Below are 22,588 nucleotides of genomic sequence, written 5' to 3'. Positions count from 1 at the left end.
TCGGACAGCGATCCGCCGATTATCGCATCACGCCGTCATCCGGCCGATCCCGCTTGCCTGCCGGCGCGAAACCGTGCGGCGACAGGTTCAGCGCTGTTCGACCGCCTCGCGCGGCACCTCGCGTACCAGGCGGAATCCGAGGTCGTCATAGCCGAACTCGGGATTGACCTGCGCCCCCTTGCGCGAAGGCTCCGCATCGCGCCAGCCGAGCCCGAGGGTCGGGTGTTCGCGGCAGCCGGCGCAGTCGCTGGTCCACTCGCGCACGTTGCCCAGGGTCGAATGCACCCCGTTCCCGTTCTTCGCGCCGGCGGTGGCGGACACGGTACCGCTCGACTGGCAGCGCAGGCCCGCCGCGCCGCAGGCGGCGTTCGCCGGCGCACCGCTCGCGAGCCGCCATTCGGCCTGGGTCGGCAGGCGATAGCGCACGCCGTCACGCTGCCCGAGCCAGGCGGCGTAGGCCTGCGCATCGGCCTCGCTCACGCACACCACGGGATGATCGGCGGCCTGCGCGAAGCCGGGGGATGACCAGCTGCGCGCCTTCACCGTGATCACGGCGGTGCGAATCCGGCACTGGCTCGCCGGACGGCCCGTGGCTTTCGCGTACGCGCCGTACTCGCCCAAAGTCACCGCGGCCGGCATCGCGCCCAGTCCCGGTGTGGAGCCCTCCGGCATCCGCACGATGACGGTCGCCACGCTGCCGCGCAGCGCATCGCCCAGCTGGCCGGTCACGATCGGCTGCGAATACTCCGGCTCCAGCCGCGCCGCAGGCAGGCCCAGGCGGGCGGCACGCTGGCGCGCGGCGTTCCGGGCCGCCGGATCCTTGTGCGCAACGGCGTCGCGCAGGTCGGTGCGCACGGCCGTCGTCAGCGATTCGCGCAGCGCCCCGGCACCCTTGATGTCGCCCATCGCCAGGCCCTGCTCCAGCCGGTCGATGTGGCCGATGAAGGCCACAGCGCCTGCATCATCGCGCCGCGCCAGCGCCGCCTGCACATAGGGTGCCACCGCGGCCAGCCACTGCTCGGCGGTCGCGGCCACGCGCGGATCGGGACCCAGCAGCTGGCGCGCGGACAGCAGGGAATCGATCGCGCTGTCGCCCTTGGGCTGGGTCAGGCGCTTGCGCCGGATCTGTTCGGTCGCCGTCAACAGCGCAAGCTCACCCGGTGGCATCGTGAGCAACGTCTCCTCCGGGTCGTCGGCTGCGGCATCGACCGCCGCCGCATCGGCAGGTGCCGCGCCCCGGTCCCGGATCGCGGCATCGTCCGCGTCGGCCAAGGCGACTTCGCTGCCCGCGCCGCTCGTCCCGCCGTCCGCAGCGGACGGCGGCGGTGCGGCCGCAGGCGGCAGGGCCGGCGCGGACCCATCGCGCCCGGAAAACCACACCCCCAGGACCAGCACCAGGGCCAGCAGCACCAGCGATCCGGCAGCGAGCGCCACCGGACGGGGCCACCTTCGACCCGAGCCTGGTGCGGACTCGCTTCGACTCGTGCGCAAGGCAGGAGGTGCCGACGCCCTGGCCTTCAGCCGGGTCGCAGCCTGCGTCAGCCACGCCTGCGCGCGGGCGCGCACGGGCAACGCGCGCGCGTCGGCGGCAGCGGCGCGCTCCAGCGCGATGGCATCGAGCGCCAGCAGCATTTCCCGGGCGCTGGCAAAGCGCCCTTCCGGACGCTTGGCCATCGCGCGCTCGATGAAGGGATACCAATGCGCCTTGTCCGGCGGCAAGGGCGGTACCGGGTCCATGGCGTGCATCAGCGCAAGCGCCACCGTCTCCTCGCTGTGGAACGGCAGCGTGCCGGTGAGCATCTCGTAGGTCAGCACCCCCACGCTGTAGAGGTCGGCGCGGGCATCCACCCGCTCGCCGCGTGCCTGTTCGGGCGCCATGTAGCCCCAGCTTCCAATCGCGTTGCCCGCGCCCGTCATGCGGCTCTTGTCGCGCTTGCTGGTGGCGATGCCGAAATCGGTCAGCATCGGCCGGTCGTTCTGGTCGAACAACACGTTCTCGGCCTTGACGTCGCGATGGACGATGCCCTGGGCATGGGCATAATCCAGCGCCCCCAGCAGCGCGCGCAGCACGCCGATGATGCGGGACTGTTCGTTGCGCAGATCGCGCCGGCCGACGTGCCCGTGCGAGAGGTAGGGCATCACGTAATAAAGCAGGCCCCCATCCATGCGGCCGACCGCATGGATGGCGACGATGCTCGGGTGCTGGAGCTTGGCGATGGTGCGCGCTTCCCGCTCGAAGCGCAGCAGGCTCACTTCATCATTGAGCGCGAGCGGCGAGATGACCTTGATGGCGACCTGGCGGTCGAGCGACTCCTGGATGCCGAGGTAGACATAGGACATGCCGCCGCGCCCGAGCAGGCGCACCACTCTGTAACCGGGAATCTCCGGCAACACGGCGCTCAGCAGCTCGTCGAGCTCGCTGGGTGACAGTTCCTGTTGCGGGAGCGAGGACATGGCGTTTTTCCGAGTTGACCCGGTCACGGACTAAGGCAAACGCGGCAACCCGTCGGGCCGCCTGCAGGGCACCTGCCTGAATCGGCATCCTACCCGAAATGCGGTATGCCACCGGAAGCCTCGATCGCGCCGGACCGGGCGTTGCGACAGTGTGCGGTGCGCGGCGCGTCACGCAATCTTCGCACCGTGCATCGAATGGCGCTTCCGGGAACGCGCCTTCTGTCATCATCCTCGCGATCCGCACTGACTTGCCCCTGCCGATGCACTCCACTCGCCGCCTCATCCGCCACCGCGCGCTGCCGTGGTTGCTCGTCGTCGTCGCCCTGCTCCTCGCGGCCTGCCGGCCCGCTGTCCGCAGCGACACCACCGACTTCCGCCCCCCGCCCCTGATTCTGGTGTCCATCGACGGCTTCCACCCGGACTATCTGGACCCGGTCGCAACGCCCACGCTCCGGGCCATCGCGCACGAGGGCGTGCGCGCCCGCGCGATGCGGCCCGCGTTCCCCTCGCTCACCTTCCCGAACCACTACACCCTGGTGACCGGCCTGGTGCCCGACCACCACGGCGTGGTGCACAACCAGATGACCGATCCGACCGCCACCGATCAGGTATTCCGCCTCTCCAGCCGCGAGGCGGTGGAGAATCCGCTCTGGTGGCAGGACGGCGAGCCGATCTGGAACACCGCGCGCCGCGCCGGGCTGCGCAGCGCGACCATGTTCTGGCCCGGCTCCGAAGCCCCGATCCGCGGCCACCACCCGCACTACTGGCGCCACTTCGACATGGCCCTGCCGCCGCAGGATCGCGTCGCCCAGGTGCTGGCCTGGCTCGACCTGCCGGCGGCGCGACGCCCCGATTTCCTCACGCTCTACTTCGACCAGGTCGATCACGACGCCCACCTGCACGGACCGGACTCCGATGAGGCCCTCGCCGCGGTCCGCCGCACCGACACCGCGCTCGCCGGGCTGGTCGCCGGCCTCAAGCAGCGCGGCCTGTGGGAAACCAGCAATCTGGTCGTGGTTTCCGACCACGGCATGGCGGAAACCCCGCCCCACCAGGTCGTCGTGATCGACGACCACCTGCCGGCCGGAACCTACCGGCTGGTCAATCGCGGCGCGGTCGCCGGGCTGGAGCCGGTGGCGGGAGCGGAGCCGGCCTTCGAAGCCGCGCTCGCGCGCCCGATCCCGCACGCGCAGTGCTGGCCCAAGGCGCGCGTACCGGAGCGGTTCCGCTTCGGCAGCCACCGCCGCATTCCCGCCTGGGTCTGCCTGGCCGACGAAGGCTGGACCATCGTCGATCGCGCCCAACTCGAACGCCATCCGCCCAACCCCGGCGCGCACGGTTTCGATCCGGCGCTGGAGTCGATGGCCGCCGTGTTCATCGCGCGCGGGCCGGACTTCCGCAGCGGTTTCGTCACCGAAACCTTCGACAACGTCGACGTGTATCCCCTGCTGGCGCGCCTGCTGCGGATCGCGCCCGAGCCCAACGACGGCGACCCGTCGACCACCCTGCCGATGATGCGCGAAGGCCGCGACTTCACCCCGAACCGGCGGTAGCGAACGGCCGCAGCGCGCGGATCAGGTCAGCGCCTGGTCCCGCAGCGCGCGGATCCGGTCGCGCACGCGCGCGGCCTCCTCGAATTCGAGGTCGCGGGCGTGCTGGTACATCTGCTGCTCCAGGCGGCGGATCTCGGCCGCCGCCTGTTCGGGCGTCAGGGCGCGGTACTCGCCGCGCGTTTCCGCCGCGCGCCGCGCGCCGCCCTTGCCGCGACCGGACGCGCGCCCGGCGTCCATGCCCTCGCGCGCGTCTTCGAGAATGTCGGCCACCGGCTTCTCGATGCTGCGCGGCACGATGCCGCGGGCGGCGTTGTATTCGACCTGGCGGGCGCGGCGGCGGTCGGTTTCGTCGATCGCGGCCCGCATCGAACGGGTGACGGTGTCGGCGTAGAGGATGGCCTTGCCGCGCAGGTTGCGAGCGGCGCGACCGATGGTCTGGATCAGCGAGCCTTCCGAGCGCAGGAAGCCCTCCTTGTCGGCATCGAGGATGGCGACCAGCGAGACTTCCGGCATGTCCAGGCCCTCGCGCAGCAGGTTGATGCCGACCAGCACGTCGAACACGCCCAGGCGCAGGTCGCGCAGGATCTCCACGCGCTCCACCGTGTCGATGTCCGAGTGCAGGTAGCGCACCTTGATGCCATGCTCGCCGAGGTATTCGGTGAGGTTCTCGGCCATGCGCTTGGTGAGCGTGGTGACCAGCACGCGGTCGCCCATCGCCACGCGCGCGCGCGCCTCGCTCATCAGGTCGTCCACCTGGGTCGCGACCGGGCGGATCTCGATTTCCGGATCGACCAGACCGGTGGGGCGCACCACCAGCTCGACGATGCTGCTCTCGGTCTTGGCCAGTTCGTAGCGCCCCGGGGTGGCCGAAACGAAGATGGTGCGCGGCGCGCGCGCCTCCCATTCCTCGAAGCGCAGCGGCCGGTTGTCCAGCGCCGACGGCAGGCGGAAGCCGAACTCGACCAGGTTCTCCTTGCGCGAGCGGTCGCCCTTGTACATCGCGCCCAACTGCGGAACCGTGACGTGCGATTCGTCGATCACCAGCAGGGCGTCGGCGGGCAGGTAGTCGAACAGGGTCGGCGGCGGCTCGCCCGGCTGCTTGCCGGTGAAGTGGCGGCTGTAGTTCTCGATGCCCGAGCAGTAGCCCACCTCGGCCATCATTTCCAGGTCGAAGGTGGTGCGCTGCTGCAGGCGCTGGGCCTCGACCAGCTTGTTCTGCGCATAGAGCTGTTCCAGCCGCACCGCCAGTTCGGCCTTGATCGTATCCAGCGCCGCCAGCACGCGGGCGCGGGTGGTGGCGTAATGGGTCTTGGGATAGATCGTGTAACGCGGCACCTTGCGCAGGGTTTCCCCGGTGAGCGGATCGAACAGCGCCATGTTCTCGATCTCGCCGTCGAACACCTCGATGCGCAGCGCCTCGACCTCGTTTTCGGCCGGGAACACGTCCACGTTCTCGCCGCGCACGCGGAAGGTGCCGCGGTGCAATTCGAACTCGTTGCGGGTGTACTGCAGCTCGGTCAGATGGCGGATCAGGGCGCGGGTGTCGAGCTTTTCGCCGCGCTGCATGATCAGGCGCAGCGAGAGGTAGTCCTCCGGGTCGCCCAGGCCGTAGATCGCCGACACCGTGCCCACGATCAGCGCGTCGCGCCGCGACAGCAGCGCCTTGGTGGCCGACAGCCGCATCTGCTCGATGTGCTCGTTGATCGAGCTGTCCTTCTCGATGTAGGTATCGCTCGCCGCGATGTAGGCCTCGGGCTGGTAGTAGTCGTAGTAGCTGACGAAGTACTCGACCGCGTTGTTCGGAAAAAACCGCCGGAACTCGCCGTAGAGCTGCGCCGCGAGGGTCTTGTTGGGCGCCAGCACCAGGGTCGGGCGCTGGATCCGCTGCACGACGTTGGCGATGGTGAACGTCTTGCCCGAGCCGGTCACCCCCAGAACGGTCTGGTGCGCCAGCCCGGCCTCGAAGCCTTCCACCAGCTTCTCCACCGCCTGCGGCTGATCGCCGGCGGGGTCGAAGGGGGAGACCAGCTCGAAGCGCTCGGAATCGTGTGCGGTCATCGCGCCAGTATAGAAGCGCGGCGGCGACAGGTTGGCCCGCGGGGAGTCGCTATGCGCGAAACTGCTCGCCGGCACCACGCTGTCGACACAGGCAGCCTGCGCCGCCGCACCGCACAGCATCAGATCGCGGCGATCCTGAAGGAAGCCGATGCCGGAACGGCGGCGGCCACGGTGCACGCACGGCCGCCTTATCGCTTCAGTTGGTTTCGAATCCGTTGCGGAATATCGCCGAGTTGTCGACCACTACGGTGCCGGCGAGCAGCACCGGGCGTGGCAGGTGCTTCGGTTCGCTGGCGCTGAAGTTGAACTCCATCGTGGCCTGGCGGACCAGCAGGCCGGTTCCCGCCGTGGGTCGGAACTGCACGTCCACGCTGCATTGCTGACCCGGTGGCAGCGTAAGGCCGTTGCAGCCGTCGTGCATCAGCCGGAAGGAGCTGGCGTGGGTGCCAAAGAACCGCGCTGCCTGCATCGTCACGGGAACTGTGCCGGTGCTATGGGCGGTGAAGCGCATGGGAGGTGAATGCCCACCCCAACTCACCACGCCGAACCAGGCATTGGGCGGGTCCACGGTCAGGCGTCCATGCGGCGCATCACTGACACCGGAACAGAACAGCAAGGCCTGGCTCTCCCAAGGCTCGCCGAAAGCGTCGGTCCAGGCAATCCGCAGGGATGCCTGGTAGTCCCGTAGCGCCACACTCGGTGTGCATCGCACGTCCAGCGTACAGGTTGCACCGGGGGCCAGCGCCATGCCGGTGCATGTGTTGTCCGTGATCGAATACACGGCATGGCCACCGATCACGTTGCCAACAGCGATCATGTCGTTCTGCCGGTTGGTGAAGGTGAAACGTTCTGCCAGCGATGTGGCCGTGGGGGCGAGATCGCCGAAATCATGTTCAGCCGGCACGATCGCCGGTGGTTTTCCGGGCGCGGACTGCACCACTTGCACTACCAGCAGCGAGACGCAGTCGTTGTAATAGATGTCCCGCCCATAGAGGTAGTAGCGCCCCGGCTTCTGCAGTGTGGGCGTGATGTCGAGGTGGCGCACATCCCACAGGCCGGCACCGCTTCCGGGCCGGGGAAAGGTCATGCGCGGTACGCTCAGGCCGCCCCACAGCGGAAGTCCGTCGGTATGCGGGTCGCGGAAAACGATCTCGCTGGATTCGTTGGGCAGCAGGCCGGGGAATACCCTCACCCGGTAGGTCCCGTCCGGCAGGGCGGACTGGCCATCGGCGGCATGCACTACCAGTTCCGCCTGCCCACCGGTGTAATCCAGCCACAATCGGGCGTTCCAGTTTTCTTCGCCTGCCGGCACGCAGTTGCTGTCCATCGCCTCGTAATGCGTCACCCGGAGATCATTGAACTCATTGCCATCGTCGTGGAACACGATCAGCGAAGCGCCGCTGGCGCTGTGTCCGGCACCGTCGGCCAATCCGCTGATGCTGTAACTGCCGGAGCCGTGGACCAATGCGGTGACATCGGCACGATAGAGCGAGGCGCTGAACTGGTCCGGGGTGGCGGCGCCGCCCCAATTGTTGTTGTAGCCCTTGCCCGCCACGCGGGTGCCGGTGATGGGGTGTCCGTCGAACACGATATCGGCTTCGTCATAGTCGGCATTGCCGCCGCTGTATCCATTGCCAGGGTCCTGGATGTCGATGCCATGCCAATACAGCAGCGCCAGTGTGATCCCGCCCGCGACGCCTTCCAGTTCGAGCATTCCCTCGCCACCGCCAAGATTGGCCGGCGCGCCGATACTGCCGACGCCGGCATAGGCCAGGTCGGTGCGCTCCAGGAGCACATAGGGCGAGCCCAGTGGCAGCTCCCCAGCGCGTGCGGGCAGGGCAGACATCAGCAGCGCGGCGGTCAGAGCGACCAGACAGTGCATTCTCATGGCGGGTTTCCGTGGCGGCCTGTCTGACACAACGGCAATTGTTGGCAGCAGGGGCCACGCTGGTGCATCCGCAGGTCTGGCTGCCCTCCCCGATGTTGCAGTGCGCCGGCAATCCCGGCGGCGGGGCACGAAGGTCAGGCCGTCATGCATGCGTGCACACCCCGGAGGTGCCAGTGGACTGCTTCAGCCGTGAGCCTTGCAGCTGAGACTCGGAGAAGTCGGAATCGGTTGAGGCCCACGGACAGCGGAAGTCCCGAAGCAGACCATGCGGCGAATAGATGCCATATTCGACGCGAAATATGCGGCGATTGGCTTGCGTCTGTGACAAACCCAGGCACAATGACCGCATGAAACACGGTGATTACACCTATATCTGGCAGGCTGGTGACTGGCCGAACTGGCGCTTTGATCTGGCGGCGCTGTCCGGGCAGATGGTGGCGGTGAGTCGTGCCCAGGGCTTGTTGCTGGGGAGGCTGGTCGATGTGGGGCTTGCCTTGCGCGATCAGGCGAGTCTGGCTGCGCTCACCGACGATGTGATCAAAACCAGCGAGATCGAAGGCGAACGGCTGGACGTCGAGTCGGTACGTTCGAGCATCGCGCGGCGGCTGGGCGTGGACGCTGGTGCGCTGGCTCCGGTGGATCGCCACGTCGAAGGGGTGGTCGAGATGGTGCTGGATGCCACCGCCAACTGTCATGCGCCGGTATCGCGGGAACGATTGTCCAATTGGCATGCCGCACTGTTTCCCACCGGCTACTCCGGGCTTTCACGCATCGCGGTTGGCGCGTGGCGCGATGATGCGAACGGCCCGATGCAGGTGGTGTCCGGCCCCATCGGCCGCCAGCGGATACGTTTCGAGGCACCGCCTGCCGAGCGACTGGAGGTGGAAACCCGTCGATTTCTTGACTGGCTCAACGGGTCATCCGGCGAGCCGCCGCTGATCAAGGCGGGGCTTGGGCATCTTTGGTTCGTCACGCTCCATCCGTTCGACGATGGCAACGGCCGCATCGCGCGAGCCATCGGCGATCTGCTGCTGGCACGCGCCGATGGCAGCTCGCAGCGTTTCTACAGCCTCTCGGCCCAGATCCAACGCGAGCGCACGGCGTACTACGACATTCTCGAGCAAACCCAGAAGCGCACGATGGATGTCACGCCATGGCTGGCGTGGTTCCTCGATGTGCTCCATCGCGCGGTGGATCAGGCGCACCATTCGCTGGATGTGGTTCTGGGCAAGACCCGCTTCTGGCGGCAGTGGGCCGGCACGCCCCTGAACGCACGGCAGGCGAAAGTGCTCAACCGGCTGCTCGATGGCTTCGACAGCAAGCTCACCAGCAGTAAATGGGCCTCGGTCGCCCGATGTTCGCCCGATGCGGCGCTGCGCGATATCAATGATCTGATGGCTCGTGGGCTGCTGCGCAAATCAGACGCCGGCGGACGCAGCACAAGCTATGTGCTGAACGTGCCCGAGGAGTAAGCGGCTCGATCACGCCTCGGCGTAGCGCACCGCCTGGCCGATCCAGCGTTCGATCAGGCGGTCGGCGACGTGCGGGGCGCGCGCGAGGAGTGCGTCGGCGGCGTGCTGCACCTGCGGCAGCAGGGCGGCGTCGCGCATCGGGTCGGCGATGCGGAAGCCGGCGAGGCCGGTCTGACGGGTGCCGAGCAGTTCCCCGGGGCCGCGCAGCTCCAGGTCTTTCTCCGCGATGCGGAATCCGTCGCTGGTCTCGCGCATCACCGCCAGGCGCTCGCGCGCGGCCTGCGAGAGCGGCGAGCGGTACATCAGTACGCAGGTCGACGCCTGCGCGCCGCGCCCGACGCGGCCGCGCAGCTGGTGCAGCTGGGCCAGCCCCAGGCGCTCGGCGTTTTCGACCAGCATCAGGCTGGCGTTGGGTACGTCCACGCCCACCTCGATCACCGTGGTGGCGACGAGCAGCTGGATGTCGCCGGCCTTGAACGCGGCCATCGCGGCCTGCTTTTCCGCCGGCTTCATGCGCCCGTGCACGAGGCCTACGCGCACGCCGGGGAGCTGTTCGGTCAGGAGTTCATGCGCAGTCTGGGCGGCCTGTGCCTCGATCTTCACCGCGCCCGGCGCGCTGGGTTCCTCGCTTTCCTCGATCAGGGTGCAGACCCAGTAGGCCTGGCGTCCCTGCGACAGGGCGGCGCGGATGCGCTCGATCAGCTCATCGCGCCGCAGCGCGTCGATCGCCACGGTCTGCACCGGGGTGCGGCCGGGCGGCAGCTCGTCGATCACCGAGACGTCGAGATCGGCATAGGCGGTCATGGCCAGGGTGCGCGGAATCGGCGTGGCGGTCATCACCAGCTGATGCGGCACCTGCCGCCCGTCGGCGCCCTTGTCGCGCAACACCAGGCGCTGGTGCACGCCAAAGCGGTGCTGTTCGTCCACGATGACCAGTGCCAGCCGCGCGAAGGCCACCGGCTCCTGCAGCAGCGCGTGGGTGCCGATCACCAGCGGCGCGCCGGCGGCAATGCGCGCCAGCGCGGCGGCACGCGCCTTGCCCTTGACCTTGCCCGACAGCCACACCGCCTCGATGCCCAAGGGCTCGAACCACGCGGCGAAGGCCTGCGCGTGCTGCTCGGCCAAAAGCTCGGTGGGCGCCATCAACGCGACCTGTGCGCCGGATTCGATGGCCGCCAGCGCGGCAAACGCGGCGACGATGGTCTTGCCCGAGCCGACGTCGCCCTGCACCAGCCGCAGCATGGGTTCGCTGCGCGACAGGTCCTCTGCGATCTCGTGCAGCACGCGGCGCTGCGCCGCGGTGAGCCGGAACGGCAGCGCGGCCGCGAGCCGGCGCGCCAGCGCGCCGCGCGCCTCCAGCGCCAGCGCGCCCTGGCGCTTCATCGAAAGGCGCTGGCGACGCAGGCTGAGCTGGTGCGCGAGCAGCTCCTCCAGGGCCAGACGCTGCTGGGCGGGATGCCGGAACTGGGCCAGCTCGGCCAGGTCCACGCCCGGCGGCGGACGGTGCAGGAAGCGCACCGCGTCGCGCCAGCGCGGCAGCGTGAGGTCGCCGAAAGCCGAGGCCGGAAGCAGCTCCAGCGCATCGCTTTCGGGAAGCTGGTCCAGCGCCGCCGACACCAGGCGCGCGAGCTGCACCGGGCCTACGCCCTCGATCGCCGGATACACCGGGTCGAGCCGGTCGCCCAGCGCCAGCTCGACGTCGTCGGCCAGCACGCGATATCCGGGGTGCACCATCTCCACGCCGAAATGGCCGCCGCGCGCCTCGCCGTGGCACAGGATGCGGGTGCCCACCGACAGCGCCCGCAGCTGCGCCGCGTGGAAGTGGAAGAAGCGCAGGACCAGGCTGGCGCCCGACTCGTCGCCCACCGCCACGCGCAGCATCGGGCGGCCGCGGAAACTGCGCTCGACCGCCTCGATCCGCCCCAGCACCTGCGCCGACTCGCCGTGGCGCAGGGCGCGGATCGGCGTCAGGCGGGTGCGGTCCTCGTAGCGCAGCGGCAGGTGCAGCCACAGATCCTGAAGCGTGGCGATGCCGCGCGCGGCGAGCCGGGCGGTCAGCGCCGGCCCGGCACCCTTGAGCCCGGTGACCGGCCTGCGCGCGGGGTCGGCACCCGCGCTGCTCGCATCCGGTTGCATGGGGTCGCTGGGCTCAGTCGAGCACCATCACCAGGTCGATCTCCACCTGCGCGTTCTTGGGCAGGGCCGAGACCTGGATGGTGGAGCGCGCCGGATACGGCTCGGAGAAGTAGTCCTTCATCACCGCGTTGACCTTGGCGAAATGTGCCAGGTCGATCATGTAGATGCCCACACGCACCACCTTGGCGAAGCTGCCGCCGGCGGCCTCGCATACCGCCGCGAGGTTCTTGAAGACCTGGCGCGCCTGCGCCTCGATGTCGCCCTCGACCAGCTCCATGGTGGCCGGATCGAGCGGCGTCTGGCCGGAAAGGTAGACGGTCTTGTCCACCCGGACCGCCTGCGAATAGGGGCCGATGGCGGCCGGTGCGGCGTCGGTGTGGATGATCTGTCGGGACATGGCGTGGCCTCGGAGGGAAAAAGGAACGCCAAGTTTAGCCGCGCGCGGGGCGACGCGGCGGCGCGGCGGGATCGGTCAGCGCCGCTGCACGCCGATCACCACCGGCAGGCGGCGCACCTTGCGGATCACGTCGGCCAGGTGCTTGCGGTTGCGCACGTTCATCGTGAACACGATCACGGCCGCCTGCTGGTCGCGGTCCTGGTATTCGACGTTCTCGATGTTGGCCTCGGTCTCGCCGATGGCGTTGGCGACGCGCGCCAGCACGCCCGGCTTGTTCTCCACTTCCACCCGGATCGCGGAGCGGAAGTCGCCGCTGACCTCGCGCCCCCAGCCGATCGGCACCCAGCGCTCGGGCGTCTTGCGCAGCTCCGGCACGTTGCGGCAGTCGGCGCGGTGCACGACGATGCCCTTGCCGGTGGAGAGGTAGCCCATGATGTCGTCGCCGGGCACCGGCAGGCAGCAGTCGGGAAACGTCAGCACGCCGCGCTCGGCGCCGGTGATGAGGATCTTCTCCGCGCTGGGCGCGTGCGGGACGTGGCTCTGGCCGTCCACGCTGCGGGTGAGCACCTGCGCCACCTGCGCCGCCATGCGATTGCCCAGCGCGATCTCCGAAAGCAGCTCCTCCAGCCGGCGCAGGCGCGAATCGGCCAGGTACTGGTCGAGCACCTTGGGCGGGATGCGGTCGAGCGAGCTGTCGACCGCCTCCAGCGCGCGATCCAGCATGCGGTGGCCAAGTTCCACCGCGTCCTCGTGCTGCAGGCGCTTGAGGAAGTGGCGGATCGAGGTGCGCGCGCGACTGGAAACCACCCAGTCCAGCCAGCTCGTGTTGGGCGTGGCCGAGGGCGCGGTGATGATTTCCACGGTCTGGCCGCTGGCCAGGCGCGCGCGCAACGGCGCCAGCTTCTTGTCCACCCGCGCGGCGACCGCGTGGTCGCCCACGTCGGTATGCACCGCATAGGCGTAGTCGAGCGCGGTGGCGTTGCGCGGCAGCGAGAGGATGTCGCCCTTGGGCGAGAAGAGGTAAACCTCGTCGGGAAAGAGATCCACCTTGACGTTGTCGAGGAACTCGATCGAGGAGCCGGCGGCCTTCTGGTTCTCCAGCAGGCCCGACAGCCACGCCTGGGCGCGGCTCTGCGCGCTGGACTGGCTGCCGTTGGGCGACTTGTAGAGCCAGTGCGCCGCGATCCCGCGCTCGGCCACCTGGTCCATGTCCTCGGTGCGGATCTGCACTTCCACCGGCGAGCCGAAGGGGCTGAACAGCAGGGTGTGCAGCGACTGGTAGCCGTTGGCCTTGGGAATCGCGATGAAATCGCGGAAGCGCTGCTCTACCGGCTTGTAGAGGCTGTGCACGGCACCCAGCGCCATGTAGCACTCCATCACCCGCCCGACCACCACGCGGAACCCGAACACGTCCATCACCTGGTCGAAGCTCTTCTGCTCCAGCTTCATCTTGCGGTAGATGCTGTAGGCCGATTTCACCCGCCAGACGATGCGGTGCGGGATGCCTTCCTGAGTCAGGCGCTGGTCGAGTGCCGCCTCGATCCGGTCCATGGCCTCGCGCCGCGACACCGGCAGGGTGCGGATGCGGCGGGTGATGACGTCGTGCCGGCGCGGGTAGAGGCCGCGGAAGCCGAGTTCCTGCAGTTCGCCCTTGATCCGGTTCATGCCCAGGCGCTGGGCGATGGGCGCATAGATGTCGAGCGTCTCGCGCGCGATGCGGCGACGCGCATCCGGGCTCATCGAGTCGATCGTGCGCATGTTGTGCAGCCGATCGGCCAGCTTGATCAGGATGACGCGCAGGTCGCGCGCCATGGCCAGCAGCATCTTGCGGAAGCTCTCGGCGGCGGCCTCCTGGCGGTCGCGGAAGCTCAGCTTGTCGAGCTTGGTGACGCCATCGACCAGTTCGGCCACCGTCTCGCCGAACTCGGCGGCAATGCGCTCGCGTTCGATCGGCGTGTCTTCCAGCACATCGTGCAGGATCGCCGCGCACAGGGTTTCGACGTCCATGCCCAGGTCGGCCAGCACCGTGGCCACGGCGACCGGATGGGTGATGTAGGCCTCGCCGCTCTTGCGGGTCTGCCCATCGTGCGCGATCGCGCCGAGGCGATAGGCCTGCCGGATCAGTCCGAGCTGTTCGGCCGGCAGGTAGGTCGCTGCGCGCCGGACGAGCTCGTCGACCTGCTCCGGACACGGATCCGGGGCACGTTGGTTCGCAGTTGCAGCGGGCGCAGCGGCAGCGGGAGAGGAATCATGCATGCCGCCAGACTACGCAGCATCGCCGTTCAGGGCAATGACGGCGGCCCTGGCCGCGGCTTCACGCCGGATGGCGCGTCGGCACGCGCACCGACGGCACGAACGATCAGAGGTCGTCGCCGCCCTTGGACAGGTCGTCATCCACTTCGGCGGCCGCCCATTCCAGCGCCTCGCGCTCGCGGCGCTCGCGCTCGACGCGATCCACTTCGGCGATGGTGGCGTCGTCGATGCTGCGCGAGGCGATTTCACGCAGCGCCAGCACGGTGGGCTTGTCGTCATCCTCGTCGCCTTCCAGCGTGCTGGGCGCACCCTTGGCGAGCTGGCGCGCGCGGCGCGAGGCCATGATGACCAGTTCGAAACGGTTGTCGACCACTTCGAGGCAATCTTCTACGGTGACACGAGCCATGGGGGCTTCCTCGGCCAAAGCCGGAATGACAAACGAACCCGGTATCTTAGGTCAGATGCAAAGCCGGAGGCAAATCAGGCCGTGCCGATCAAGCCAGGCCGAGGCCGCGCTCAGGCCAGCAGCGCCTCCAGCAGCCCCGGATGGTGGGCGAGCTGGGCGGCGGTGCGCAGGCGCTGGGCGCGGATGATCGACAGGAGATCCTCGGTGGCCTGGCCGAAATCGCGGTTCACCACCAGATAGTCGAACTCCGGCGCATGCTCCATCTCGCCGCGCGATCCCGCAAGCCGGCGCAGGATGGTTTCCTCGGAGTCCTGCCCGCGCGTGCGCAGGCGCCGCTCCAGCTCCTCGCGCGAGGGCGGCAGGATGAAGATCGTCACGCAGTCGGGCACCTTCTGGCGCACCTGGCGCGCGCCCTGCCAGTCGATCTCCAGCAGCACGTCGCGCCCGGCCGTCAGGTGCGGTTCGACCGACTGGCGCGCGGTGCCCTTGTAGTCGCCGTGCACGATGGCGTACTCGAAGAAGTCGCCGGCCTCGATCATGCGGCGGAACTCGTCGGCGCTGACGAAGTTGTAGTGCTGCGCGTGCCGCTCGCTCGGGCGCGGGCCGCGCGAGGTGAAGGAGATCGAGAGGGAAATCTCCGGCTCGCGCGCCAGCACGGCATTGACCAGCGAGGATTTCCCCGCCCCCGAAGGGGCCGCGATGACGAAGAGGGAGCCGCGGCGCACGCTCATGCGCCAGGCCACTTGCGGGGATGAAACAGGGTCGTCACGCGCAGACTCCGGGCCGGTTCGCCGGCGCGAATCGCCGCGAGGGGGCGAAATGGTACTACGCAGGACTCCGGTGCGGCGCGTCAGAAGACGAAAGTCACCCGTACCACGTGCAGTTCCCCGTTCGCGACCCTGACCCGGCAGTCGAGCGTCTGGGTGTATTGCGTCTGCAGCCCGGTGTCGAGCGTCACCGGTGCCTGCAGCCTGAGCACGTCTTCGCCCTCGTTCACCATGCTCTGCTCCAGGGCCTTGAGGTCGACCGAAAGCATCTTGCCTTCGGCACGTTCCTTGGCGGCCTCTTCGCAGGCCAGCGCCGCGCGCGACGCCGGCGAGCCGCTGCAGCCGGCGAGCACTGATGCCATGGCCAGTCCCGTGATGAAGCGCGCCGCATGCCCTGTCATGCCGTCCTCCCCGGCTTCGATCACCGCCCACCTGGGCGACGCGGAAGCCATTTAGAGAAATTCGGATCAAAAATAGCGCAATTGCTCGGTTTTTCCATGCCTCAGGTCAAGTTTTGCAGCAGTTCACAATTCTGCAAGGCCGGCCCTGCCCGCTGCCGCCCCCGTTGCGCGGTGCCTTTCCGACCCGAAGGCCGTGCGGCGGAAGGCCGTGGCACCGCCGCCGGCCCGGCACGCGCTCAGTAGCGCGGCACCGACGGATCGATGCGCTGCGACCAGGCGTCGATGCCGCCCTCGATGTTCCAGACGTCGCTGAAACCCAGCGCGCGAAAGTGCTCGGCGGCCTGCAGGCTGGAGCTGCCGTGATGGCAGAGGAAGGCGATCGACGTGGCCTTGTCCATGGCCTCCAGATGCCCGCGCGAGGCCTCGTCCATCACGGTGTGTGCGCCGGAAAACGGCGCGATCTTGCGCGCCGCCAGCGGCCGCACGTCGATGACCGTCATGCTGCCGGCCGCCAGCCGATCGCGCAGCGCCTCGACCGAAATCGACTTCACCGGTGCCGGCGCATTGGGATTGCGGATGGTCAGGCCCGCACCGCGCACGTCCTCGACCCAGTCGATCTCCAGGCCGCGCGCGCGCTGCGCGCTGGCGAGGTCGAAATGCACCGCGATGCCTTCGGATTCGGACACCACGTCGCCCGGCGCGGCCGGAGCGAGCTGGAACTGCGCCTCGAAGCGCGGCCCGATCGACAGGTGCAGCGCGAGGCCGTCGGCATCGGTCATGGCGCTGCGGATCGCCTCCGCGGCAGCCGGGGTGATGCGGATCTGCGGCGGGGTGCGATCCGGCGCGGCGACGCCCAGCAGCGGAAACAGCTCGCCCGAGTCCATCAGGCCGGTGATGATGTCGCTGCCGCCGACCAGTTCGCCGCGCACATAGAGCTGCGGGATGGTCGGCCAGTTGCCGAATGCCTTGATGCCTTCGCGGATTTCCGCATCGGCCAGTACGTTGACGCTGGCGTACTCCACGCCGAGGCTGTCGAGGATGCCGGACGCCTTGGCGGAAAACCCGCACTGCGGCGCGCCCTGCACGCCCTTCATGAAGAGCACGACGGGATTTTGCGCCAGCAGCGCTTCGATGCGCCCGCGCACGGTGGGATCGAGGGACATGGGGTGTTTCCTTGCGTCAAAGATGGGGGTGCCAAAGCGCGCGGATTCTACGCCGCGCTGCAACAACGCGGCATGAGTCGCGGATCAGGCGGACAAAGCCGCGTCCAGATCGCGCCGCAGATCCTCCAGATCCTCCACGCCCACCGACAGGCGGACGAGGTTGTCGGTGATGCCCAGCGCGGCGCGGGTTTCCGCCGGAATCGAGGCGTGCGTCATGATCGCCGGATGGTTGACCAGGCTTTCGACGCCGCCCAGCGACTCGGCGAGGGCGAACAGTTCGGTGCGCTCCATCATCCGGCGGGCGGCCGCGAGCCCGCCCTTCACGAAGATCGTGATCATGCCGCCGAAGCCGTGCATCTGGCGCGCCGCCAGCGCGTGCTGCGGATGCGAGGCCAGCCCGGGATGCAGCACCCGCTCCACCGCCGGGTGGCTTTCCAGCCACTGCGCCAGCGCCAGCGCGTTGTCGCAGTGCGCGCGCATGCGCAGGTGCAGGGTCTTGAGGCCGCGCAGCGCCAGGAAGCTGTCGAACGGCCCCTGGATGCCGCCCACGGCGTTCTGCAAAAAGCCGATGCGCTCGGCCAGCTCGGCGTCATCGCCCACCACGGCCACGCCGCCGACGATGTCCGAATGCCCGTTGAGATACTTGGTGGCCGAATGCACCACCGCGTGCGCGCCAAGCTCCAGCGGACGCTGCAGCATGGGCGAGGCGAAGGTGTTGTCGACCACCAGCCAGATGCCGCGCGCGCGCGTGAACTGCGCCAGCCGCTCCAGGTCCACGATCTTGAGCAGGGGATTGGTGGGCGTCTCGCACCAGATCATGCGCGTTTCCGGCCGCACCGCCGCCTCCAGCGCGGCCATGTCGCCCAGGTCCACGAACGAGAACGACAGTCCGGCCGAGCGCCGCCGCACCCGCTCCATGATCCGGTAGGTGCCGCCGTACACGTCGTCCATGCAGATGACGTGGCTGCCCGAATCCAGCGTCTCCAGCACCGTGCCGGTCGCCGCCAGCCCGGAGGCGAAGGCGTATCCATGCGCGCCCGATTCGAGCGCGGCGACGCAGCGTTCGTAGGCGAAGCGGGTGGGGTTGTGGCTGCGCGAGTACTCGAAGCCCTGGTGTACGCCCGGGCTCTTCTGCACGTAGGTGGAGGTGGCATAGATCGGTGTCATCACGGCACCGGTGGAGGGATCAGGGGACTGGCCGGCGTGGATGGCGCGGGTGCCGAAGCCGAAAGTGCGGTTGGATGTCATGGGACGAAGGCCGGAAGCGGATCAGCTGCGGATCATAGCCGGCCCGCGCCCGAGGATTCCCGGCCGCCGGCGGCTCGCCCTATTGCCTGCCGCGAAAATGCAGCCAGGAAACCAGGGCCACCAGCAGCGGCGGCAGGCCGTAGGCCAGACGCAGGTCGAGGTGGTAGACCTGCGCGAGGTTCACCGACAGCGTCTGGGCGGTGAACATGCCCACGCCCAGCACGATGCCGACGAACAGCCGCTTGCCGAATCCGCCCGAGCGCAGCGTCCCGAACGCGAACGGCAGGGCGGCAAGGCACAGCACGAGCGTCGAAAAGGGATAGAAGATCCGCGCCCAGTAGGCGGATTCGAACTCGCCCATGTCCAGCTCGTTGCGGACCAGGTACTCCAGGCTGTTGCGCAGTTCGGTCATGCGCAGGTAGCGGGGCCGGGTCACGCCCAGCTGCAGCACGTCGGGGTTGAGCCGCGATGCCCAGCGTTCCTCCGGTACCTGTTCGCTCACCACCTCGCGCAGGCCGAAGCGCGAGCGATGCACGTCGCGCAGCTCCCATACGCCGCTGTGGTGCAGCGCCTTCTGCACCACGGCGATCGAGGCGAGCCGCCCGTCCTGGTCGAATTCGTAGAGCGTCACGTCCGACAGCTCGATGGTGGAGTCTGCCCCGCGGCCAACCACGTTGCCCTGCTTCGCGTTGAGGAACGTGTCGCCTTCGCGCGCCCACAGGCCCGAACCGCGCAGGCTCTTGATATCCGAACTCTTGGCTTCCATCGCCCGGGTCTGGGCCTGTTCCTCACCGGCCGGACCAATGGTCTCGGCCACGATCACCATGGCCAGGGTCAGCAGGGCGATGACGGCCACCGCCGCCACGCAGATCCGCGCCCGCGACAGCCCGATCGCACGCAGCGCGGTCAGCTCCGAACTGGCCGCCAGCGCGCCCAGGCCCAGAAGCGCACCGATCACGGCGGCCGTGGGGAAAAGCGTGTACGCGCGCCGCGGCAGGGTATAGACGGTATAGATCAGGACTTCGCTGAAACCGTAGCTGCCCTGCCCGATGTTGGCCAACTGGCCCACCAGCGCGGTGATCGCATCGAAACCCACCAGCACGAACCATGCGGCCGACAGCGCCGCCGCCACGCGCAGGGCGATCATGCGATCGGCCAGTCCGAACCGCCAGCGCATCAGCTCGCCCCTCCGGGCCGCGCCAGGTGCTCGTCGCGCCAGAGCAGGTACAGCGCGATGCCTGCCGCCGGCAGATGCACCCACCACAGCCCCGCCCACACCGGCACGGTGCCGGAAGCTATGAACGCACGTCCCAGCCCCAGCATGTTCAGATAGACGACATAGCCCAGCAGCGCCACCAGCACGCGCCCGTAGCGCGCGCTGCGCGGTGGCGAGTGCGCCAGCGGCAGCGCCAGCAGCGCAAGGATCAGGGTCGCCAGCGGCGTGGCCAGTCGCCAGTGCAATTCGGCGCGCTCCTCCGGCGCATCGATCCGCACCAGTTCGGGCGTGGTCATGCGTTGTTCGGCGCGACCGACATTGCCCGGCTCGGCATCCGGCACGCGGATGTCATTGCCGGCAAAGCGCATCATGCGGAAGGCGTCACTGCCCAGTTCACCCTCCACGCGGAAGCCATCGACCAGCCGCAGGTAGCGTTCCTCGCCCTGGCTTTCCTGGAACAGCTCACCGGCCTGTGCGGTCACCACGTCGATGCGCCCGTCGCGCTCGTTGTGCACGAACAGGTTGCGGAAGCGACGGCCGTCGTCATCCATCTGGCTGAGGTAGACCACGCCGTTGCGCCCGGGTATCTCGACAAAGCGTCCGGGCTCGAGCCCGGCCACCAGCAGCGACTTGTTGGCCGCCTCGATCATCGCCTGCGAGGTGCGCAGCGCCGCCGGAGAAAGCCACAGCGAGGTCACCCCGACGACTGCAGCCACCGGCACCGTCAACCACACCAGCGGCCGCGCCAGTCGCCGGATGCCCAGCCCCGCCGCCGCCAGCACCGCCATCTCGCTGTCGCGATACAGGCGCCCATAAGCCAGCAGCACCGCCAGAAACAGCGCCAGCGGCAGCAACAGCGGCAGGAAGTCCAGCGCGCGCAGTCCGAGCTGGGAGATGAGCAGGCCCGGCGGCAGCCTGCCGCGCGCAATCTTGCCCAGAAGGTCGGCGACCAGTCCGCCCATGCTCACCAGCACCAGCACCAGCAGGCTCGCGCCGAACGTCGCCAGGAGCTGGCCAAGCACGTAGCGATCGATGATCGGCCAGCGCGGCCGGCTCACGCGCCCGGCTCCGACGCACGAACGCCTGCCGCGCTGTTCGGCATGCTGGCGGGGTGGCTGGTGGGGTCGGGATGGGTATGCACTAGAATGCTTCGTGGTCGCGGTTGCGCCGCGACATGGTACCGGCGCCGGCAGCGTGTCGAAGTATCGCCCGTCTCCCCACAGCAGGAAAACCATGAGCCTGAACACGAGTGTGCTGCGCACCGATCCCGCGCAAATCGATACCGACGCCGTCATTGCCGCCGTTTTCGAAGACCGGGGACTTTCCCCCGCCGCCCACCAGCTCGACCAGGCCTGCGGCGGCCGCATCGCCGCCCTGCTCAAGAGTGGCGACGTTTCGGGCAAGGCGGGGCGCTGCGCGCTGCTGCTCGCGCTCGACGGCATCCGCGCCACGCGCGTGCTGCTGGTCGGCGTGGGCGAAGCGGCCAAGCTCGACGCCGGTCGCTATCTCACCGCCTGCACCGACGCCATCCGCACCCTGCGCGGCGGCCCGGCCGCGCGCGTCCACAGCACCCTGCCCGAGCTCGACGTGGCCGGCCGCGACGCCGCCTGGAAGATTCGCCAGGCCGCACTGGCCGCCTTCCACGTCAGCTACACCTATTCCGCCACCCGCAAGTCCGCCAAGGCCACGCCGCTCGCCGCACTCAGCCTTTCGGGCGATGCCGATTTCGCCGACGAGCTGCGCATCGCCCAGGGCATCGCCGATGGCGTCACCCTGGCGCGCGAGCTGGGCAACCTGCCGCCCAACATCTGCACCCCGGTCTATCTCGCCGAGCAGGCCGCCAAGATCGCCGAGGTGAGCGAAAAGGTGTCGCTCGAGGTTCTGGATACCGAACAGATGAAGGCGCTGGGCATGGGCGCGCTGCTGGGCGTGGCGCAGGGCAGCGCCAACCCGCCGCGCCTCATCGTGCTGCGCTACCGCGGCGCGCCGGAGAGTGAAAAACCGCACGTGCTGGTCGGCAAAGGCATCACCTTCGACACCGGCGGCATCTCGATCAAGCCCGGCCCGTCGATGGACGAGATGAAGTTCGACATGTGCGGTGCCGCGAGCGTGCTGGGCACCTTCCTTGCCGCGGCCACGCTGGGCCTGCGCATCAACCTGGTCGCCATCGCGGCGGCCGCGGAAAACATGCCCGACGGCACCTCGTACCGCCCCGGCGACATCCTCACCTCGATGTCCGGCAAGACCATCGAGGTGCTCAACACCGATGCCGAAGGCCGCCTGATCCTGTGCGACGCGCTCACCTACGCGCAGCGCTTCGAACCGGCCACCCTGATCGACGTGGCCACCCTCACCGGTGCCTGCGTCATCGCGCTGGGCAAGCACGCGCACGGCCTGATGAGCCGCGACGAGGCGCTGGCCGACGAGCTTCTCGCCGCCGGCCAGATCAGCCACGACCGCGCCTGGCGCATGCCGCTGTGGGACGACTACCAGCCCCAGCTCGATTCGGTCTGCGCCGACATGGCCAACATCGGCGGCAAGTCCGCCGGCTCCATCACCGCCGCCTGCTTCCTGGCCCGCTTCACCGAGGGCCAGCAGCGCTGGGCGCACCTGGACATCGCCGGCACCGCCTGGGACGAAGGCCGCAAGGGCCTGGCCACCGGCCGCCCGGTGAACCTCCTGGTCGAGTGGCTGATCGGCCGCCAGTGACATGCCGCGCGCGGACTTCTACCTGATCGGCAAGCCGCGCTTCGAAAGCGATCCGCTGCTGCTGGTCTGCGAACTGGCGAAGCGCTGTTTCCGCGCCGACAAGTCCACCCTGATCCTGGTCCGCGACCAGGATCAGGCGGATCTGCTCGACGGGCGGCTGTGGGATTTCGAGGAAGACGCCTTCATCCCGCACCAGATCGCCGGTGCCGACGAGGACGACGAGAACACGCCGGTCCTCATCGTTGCGCCCGACATCGACGTGCCCGACCGCCCCTACATCATCAACCTGCGCGACGCCGCCTTCCGCGGCACCTGCGAGCGGGTGCTGGAAGTCGTCCCGGCCGATCCGGCCGCGCGCGAGCCGCAGCGCGAACGCTGGCGCGACTACAAGGCGCGCGGCTTCGAGTTGAACAAGTACGACATGTAGGTCGCCGCCCCGCCTTCCGGACCGGGTCCGCACACCCCGC

17 protein-coding genes are annotated in these 22,588 nt (G+C 68.9%); 4 read left to right on the top strand and 13 right to left on the bottom strand.

Going from position 1 to position 22,588, the window contains the following annotated elements; translation table 11 throughout:
- Nucleotides 1–87: 87 nt before the first annotated feature.
- Nucleotides 88–2,454: a bifunctional serine/threonine-protein kinase/formylglycine-generating enzyme family protein gene (locus WB794_RS09280; protein ID WP_337335575.1), complete on the bottom strand. Its 2,367-nt coding sequence runs from the start codon at nt 2,452–2,454 to the stop codon at nt 88–90.
- Nucleotides 2,455–2,714: 260 nt separating this feature from the next.
- Here WB794_RS09280 and WB794_RS09275 point away from each other — a divergent pair, with 260 nt between their 5' ends.
- On the top strand, nt 2,715–4,007 hold the full coding sequence (locus WB794_RS09275) for an alkaline phosphatase family protein (protein WP_337335574.1): 1,293 nt from the start codon (nt 2,715–2,717) through the stop codon (nt 4,005–4,007).
- A gap of 21 nt (nt 4,008–4,028) precedes the next feature.
- On the opposite strand, the gene uvrB is transcribed toward WB794_RS09275, so the two are convergent.
- Together uvrB and WB794_RS09265 are read right to left on the bottom strand one after the other, a co-directional pair.
- Nucleotides 4,029–6,065 (bottom strand): excinuclease ABC subunit UvrB, encoded by a 2,037-nt coding sequence (gene uvrB / locus WB794_RS09270; protein WP_337335610.1) that lies wholly within the window; start codon nt 6,063–6,065, stop codon nt 4,029–4,031.
- A 196-nt stretch (nt 6,066–6,261) separates the two neighbouring features.
- Nucleotides 6,262–7,953, bottom strand: coding sequence for a choice-of-anchor D domain-containing protein (locus WB794_RS09265; protein ID WP_337335573.1), 1,692 nt, complete (start codon nt 7,951–7,953; stop codon nt 6,262–6,264).
- 278 nt (nt 7,954–8,231) lie between these two features.
- On the opposite strand from WB794_RS09265, the gene WB794_RS09260 reads away from it, so the two are divergent.
- On the top strand, nt 8,232–9,425 hold the full coding sequence (locus WB794_RS09260; RefSeq protein ID WP_337335572.1) for a Fic family protein: 1,194 nt from the start codon (nt 8,232–8,234) through the stop codon (nt 9,423–9,425).
- A 9-nt stretch (nt 9,426–9,434) separates the two neighbouring features.
- Here the strand turns inward: WB794_RS09260 and recG are convergent, their stop codons facing one another.
- From recG to lptF, 10 genes are all read right to left on the bottom strand, one after another.
- A complete protein-coding gene (recG, locus tag WB794_RS09255) occupies nt 9,435–11,561 on the bottom strand; it encodes an ATP-dependent DNA helicase RecG (RefSeq protein WP_337335571.1) in 2,127 nt (708 codons plus the stop codon).
- Between the two features lie 13 nt (nt 11,562–11,574).
- Nucleotides 11,575–11,958, bottom strand: coding sequence for a RidA family protein (locus WB794_RS09250; RefSeq protein WP_337335570.1), 384 nt, complete (start codon nt 11,956–11,958; stop codon nt 11,575–11,577).
- Between the two features lie 75 nt (nt 11,959–12,033).
- The gene (locus WB794_RS09245; protein WP_337335569.1) at nt 12,034–14,214 is read right to left on the bottom strand and encodes a RelA/SpoT family protein; all 2,181 of its coding nucleotides are present in this window, start codon (nt 14,212–14,214) and stop codon (nt 12,034–12,036) included.
- A 103-nt stretch (nt 14,215–14,317) separates the two neighbouring features.
- The gene (gene rpoZ / locus WB794_RS09240) at nt 14,318–14,617 is read right to left on the bottom strand and encodes a DNA-directed RNA polymerase subunit omega (protein ID WP_337335568.1); all 300 of its coding nucleotides are present in this window, start codon (nt 14,615–14,617) and stop codon (nt 14,318–14,320) included.
- A 110-nt stretch (nt 14,618–14,727) separates the two neighbouring features.
- The gene (gmk, locus tag WB794_RS09235) at nt 14,728–15,348 is read right to left on the bottom strand and encodes a guanylate kinase (RefSeq protein WP_337335567.1); all 621 of its coding nucleotides are present in this window, start codon (nt 15,346–15,348) and stop codon (nt 14,728–14,730) included.
- A gap of 119 nt (nt 15,349–15,467) precedes the next feature.
- Nucleotides 15,468–15,785, bottom strand: a complete 318-nt coding sequence (locus tag WB794_RS09230) for a hypothetical protein (protein ID WP_337335566.1) — start codon at nt 15,783–15,785, stop codon at nt 15,468–15,470.
- Between the two features lie 236 nt (nt 15,786–16,021).
- Nucleotides 16,022–16,948 carry a Grx4 family monothiol glutaredoxin gene (gene grxD, locus WB794_RS09225; RefSeq protein WP_337335565.1) on the bottom strand — a complete coding sequence of 309 codons (927 nt, stop codon included), beginning with the start codon at nt 16,946–16,948 and terminating at the stop codon, nt 16,022–16,024.
- 84 nt (nt 16,949–17,032) lie between these two features.
- Nucleotides 17,033–18,196 (bottom strand): cystathionine gamma-synthase, encoded by a 1,164-nt coding sequence (locus tag WB794_RS09220; RefSeq protein WP_337335564.1) that lies wholly within the window; start codon nt 18,194–18,196, stop codon nt 17,033–17,035.
- 79 nt (nt 18,197–18,275) lie between these two features.
- On the bottom strand, nt 18,276–19,373 hold the full coding sequence (gene lptG, locus WB794_RS09215; protein ID WP_337335563.1) for an LPS export ABC transporter permease LptG: 1,098 nt from the start codon (nt 19,371–19,373) through the stop codon (nt 18,276–18,278).
- Nucleotides 19,373–20,470, bottom strand: coding sequence for an LPS export ABC transporter permease LptF (lptF, locus tag WB794_RS09210; RefSeq protein WP_337335562.1), 1,098 nt, complete (start codon nt 20,468–20,470; stop codon nt 19,373–19,375). The genes lptG and lptF overlap by 1 nt, the downstream gene beginning before the upstream one ends.
- Nucleotides 20,471–20,645: 175 nt before the next feature.
- Here lptF and WB794_RS09205 point away from each other — a divergent pair, with 175 nt between their 5' ends.
- The gene (locus tag WB794_RS09205) at nt 20,646–22,121 is read left to right on the top strand and encodes a leucyl aminopeptidase (protein ID WP_337335561.1); all 1,476 of its coding nucleotides are present in this window, start codon (nt 20,646–20,648) and stop codon (nt 22,119–22,121) included.
- A 1-nt stretch (nt 22,122) separates the two neighbouring features.
- The gene (locus WB794_RS09200) at nt 22,123–22,548 is read left to right on the top strand and encodes a DNA polymerase III subunit chi (RefSeq protein ID WP_337335560.1); all 426 of its coding nucleotides are present in this window, start codon (nt 22,123–22,125) and stop codon (nt 22,546–22,548) included.
- Nucleotides 22,549–22,588 lie beyond the last annotated feature (40 nt).

This window comes from Denitratimonas tolerans (assembly GCF_037203605.1).
In the GTDB taxonomy this organism is placed as follows: Bacteria; Pseudomonadota; Gammaproteobacteria; order Xanthomonadales; family Xanthomonadaceae; genus Denitratimonas; species Denitratimonas tolerans.
Note: the sequence above shows the minus strand (reverse complement) of the source record. Positions and strands in the feature narration are given on the sequence as shown.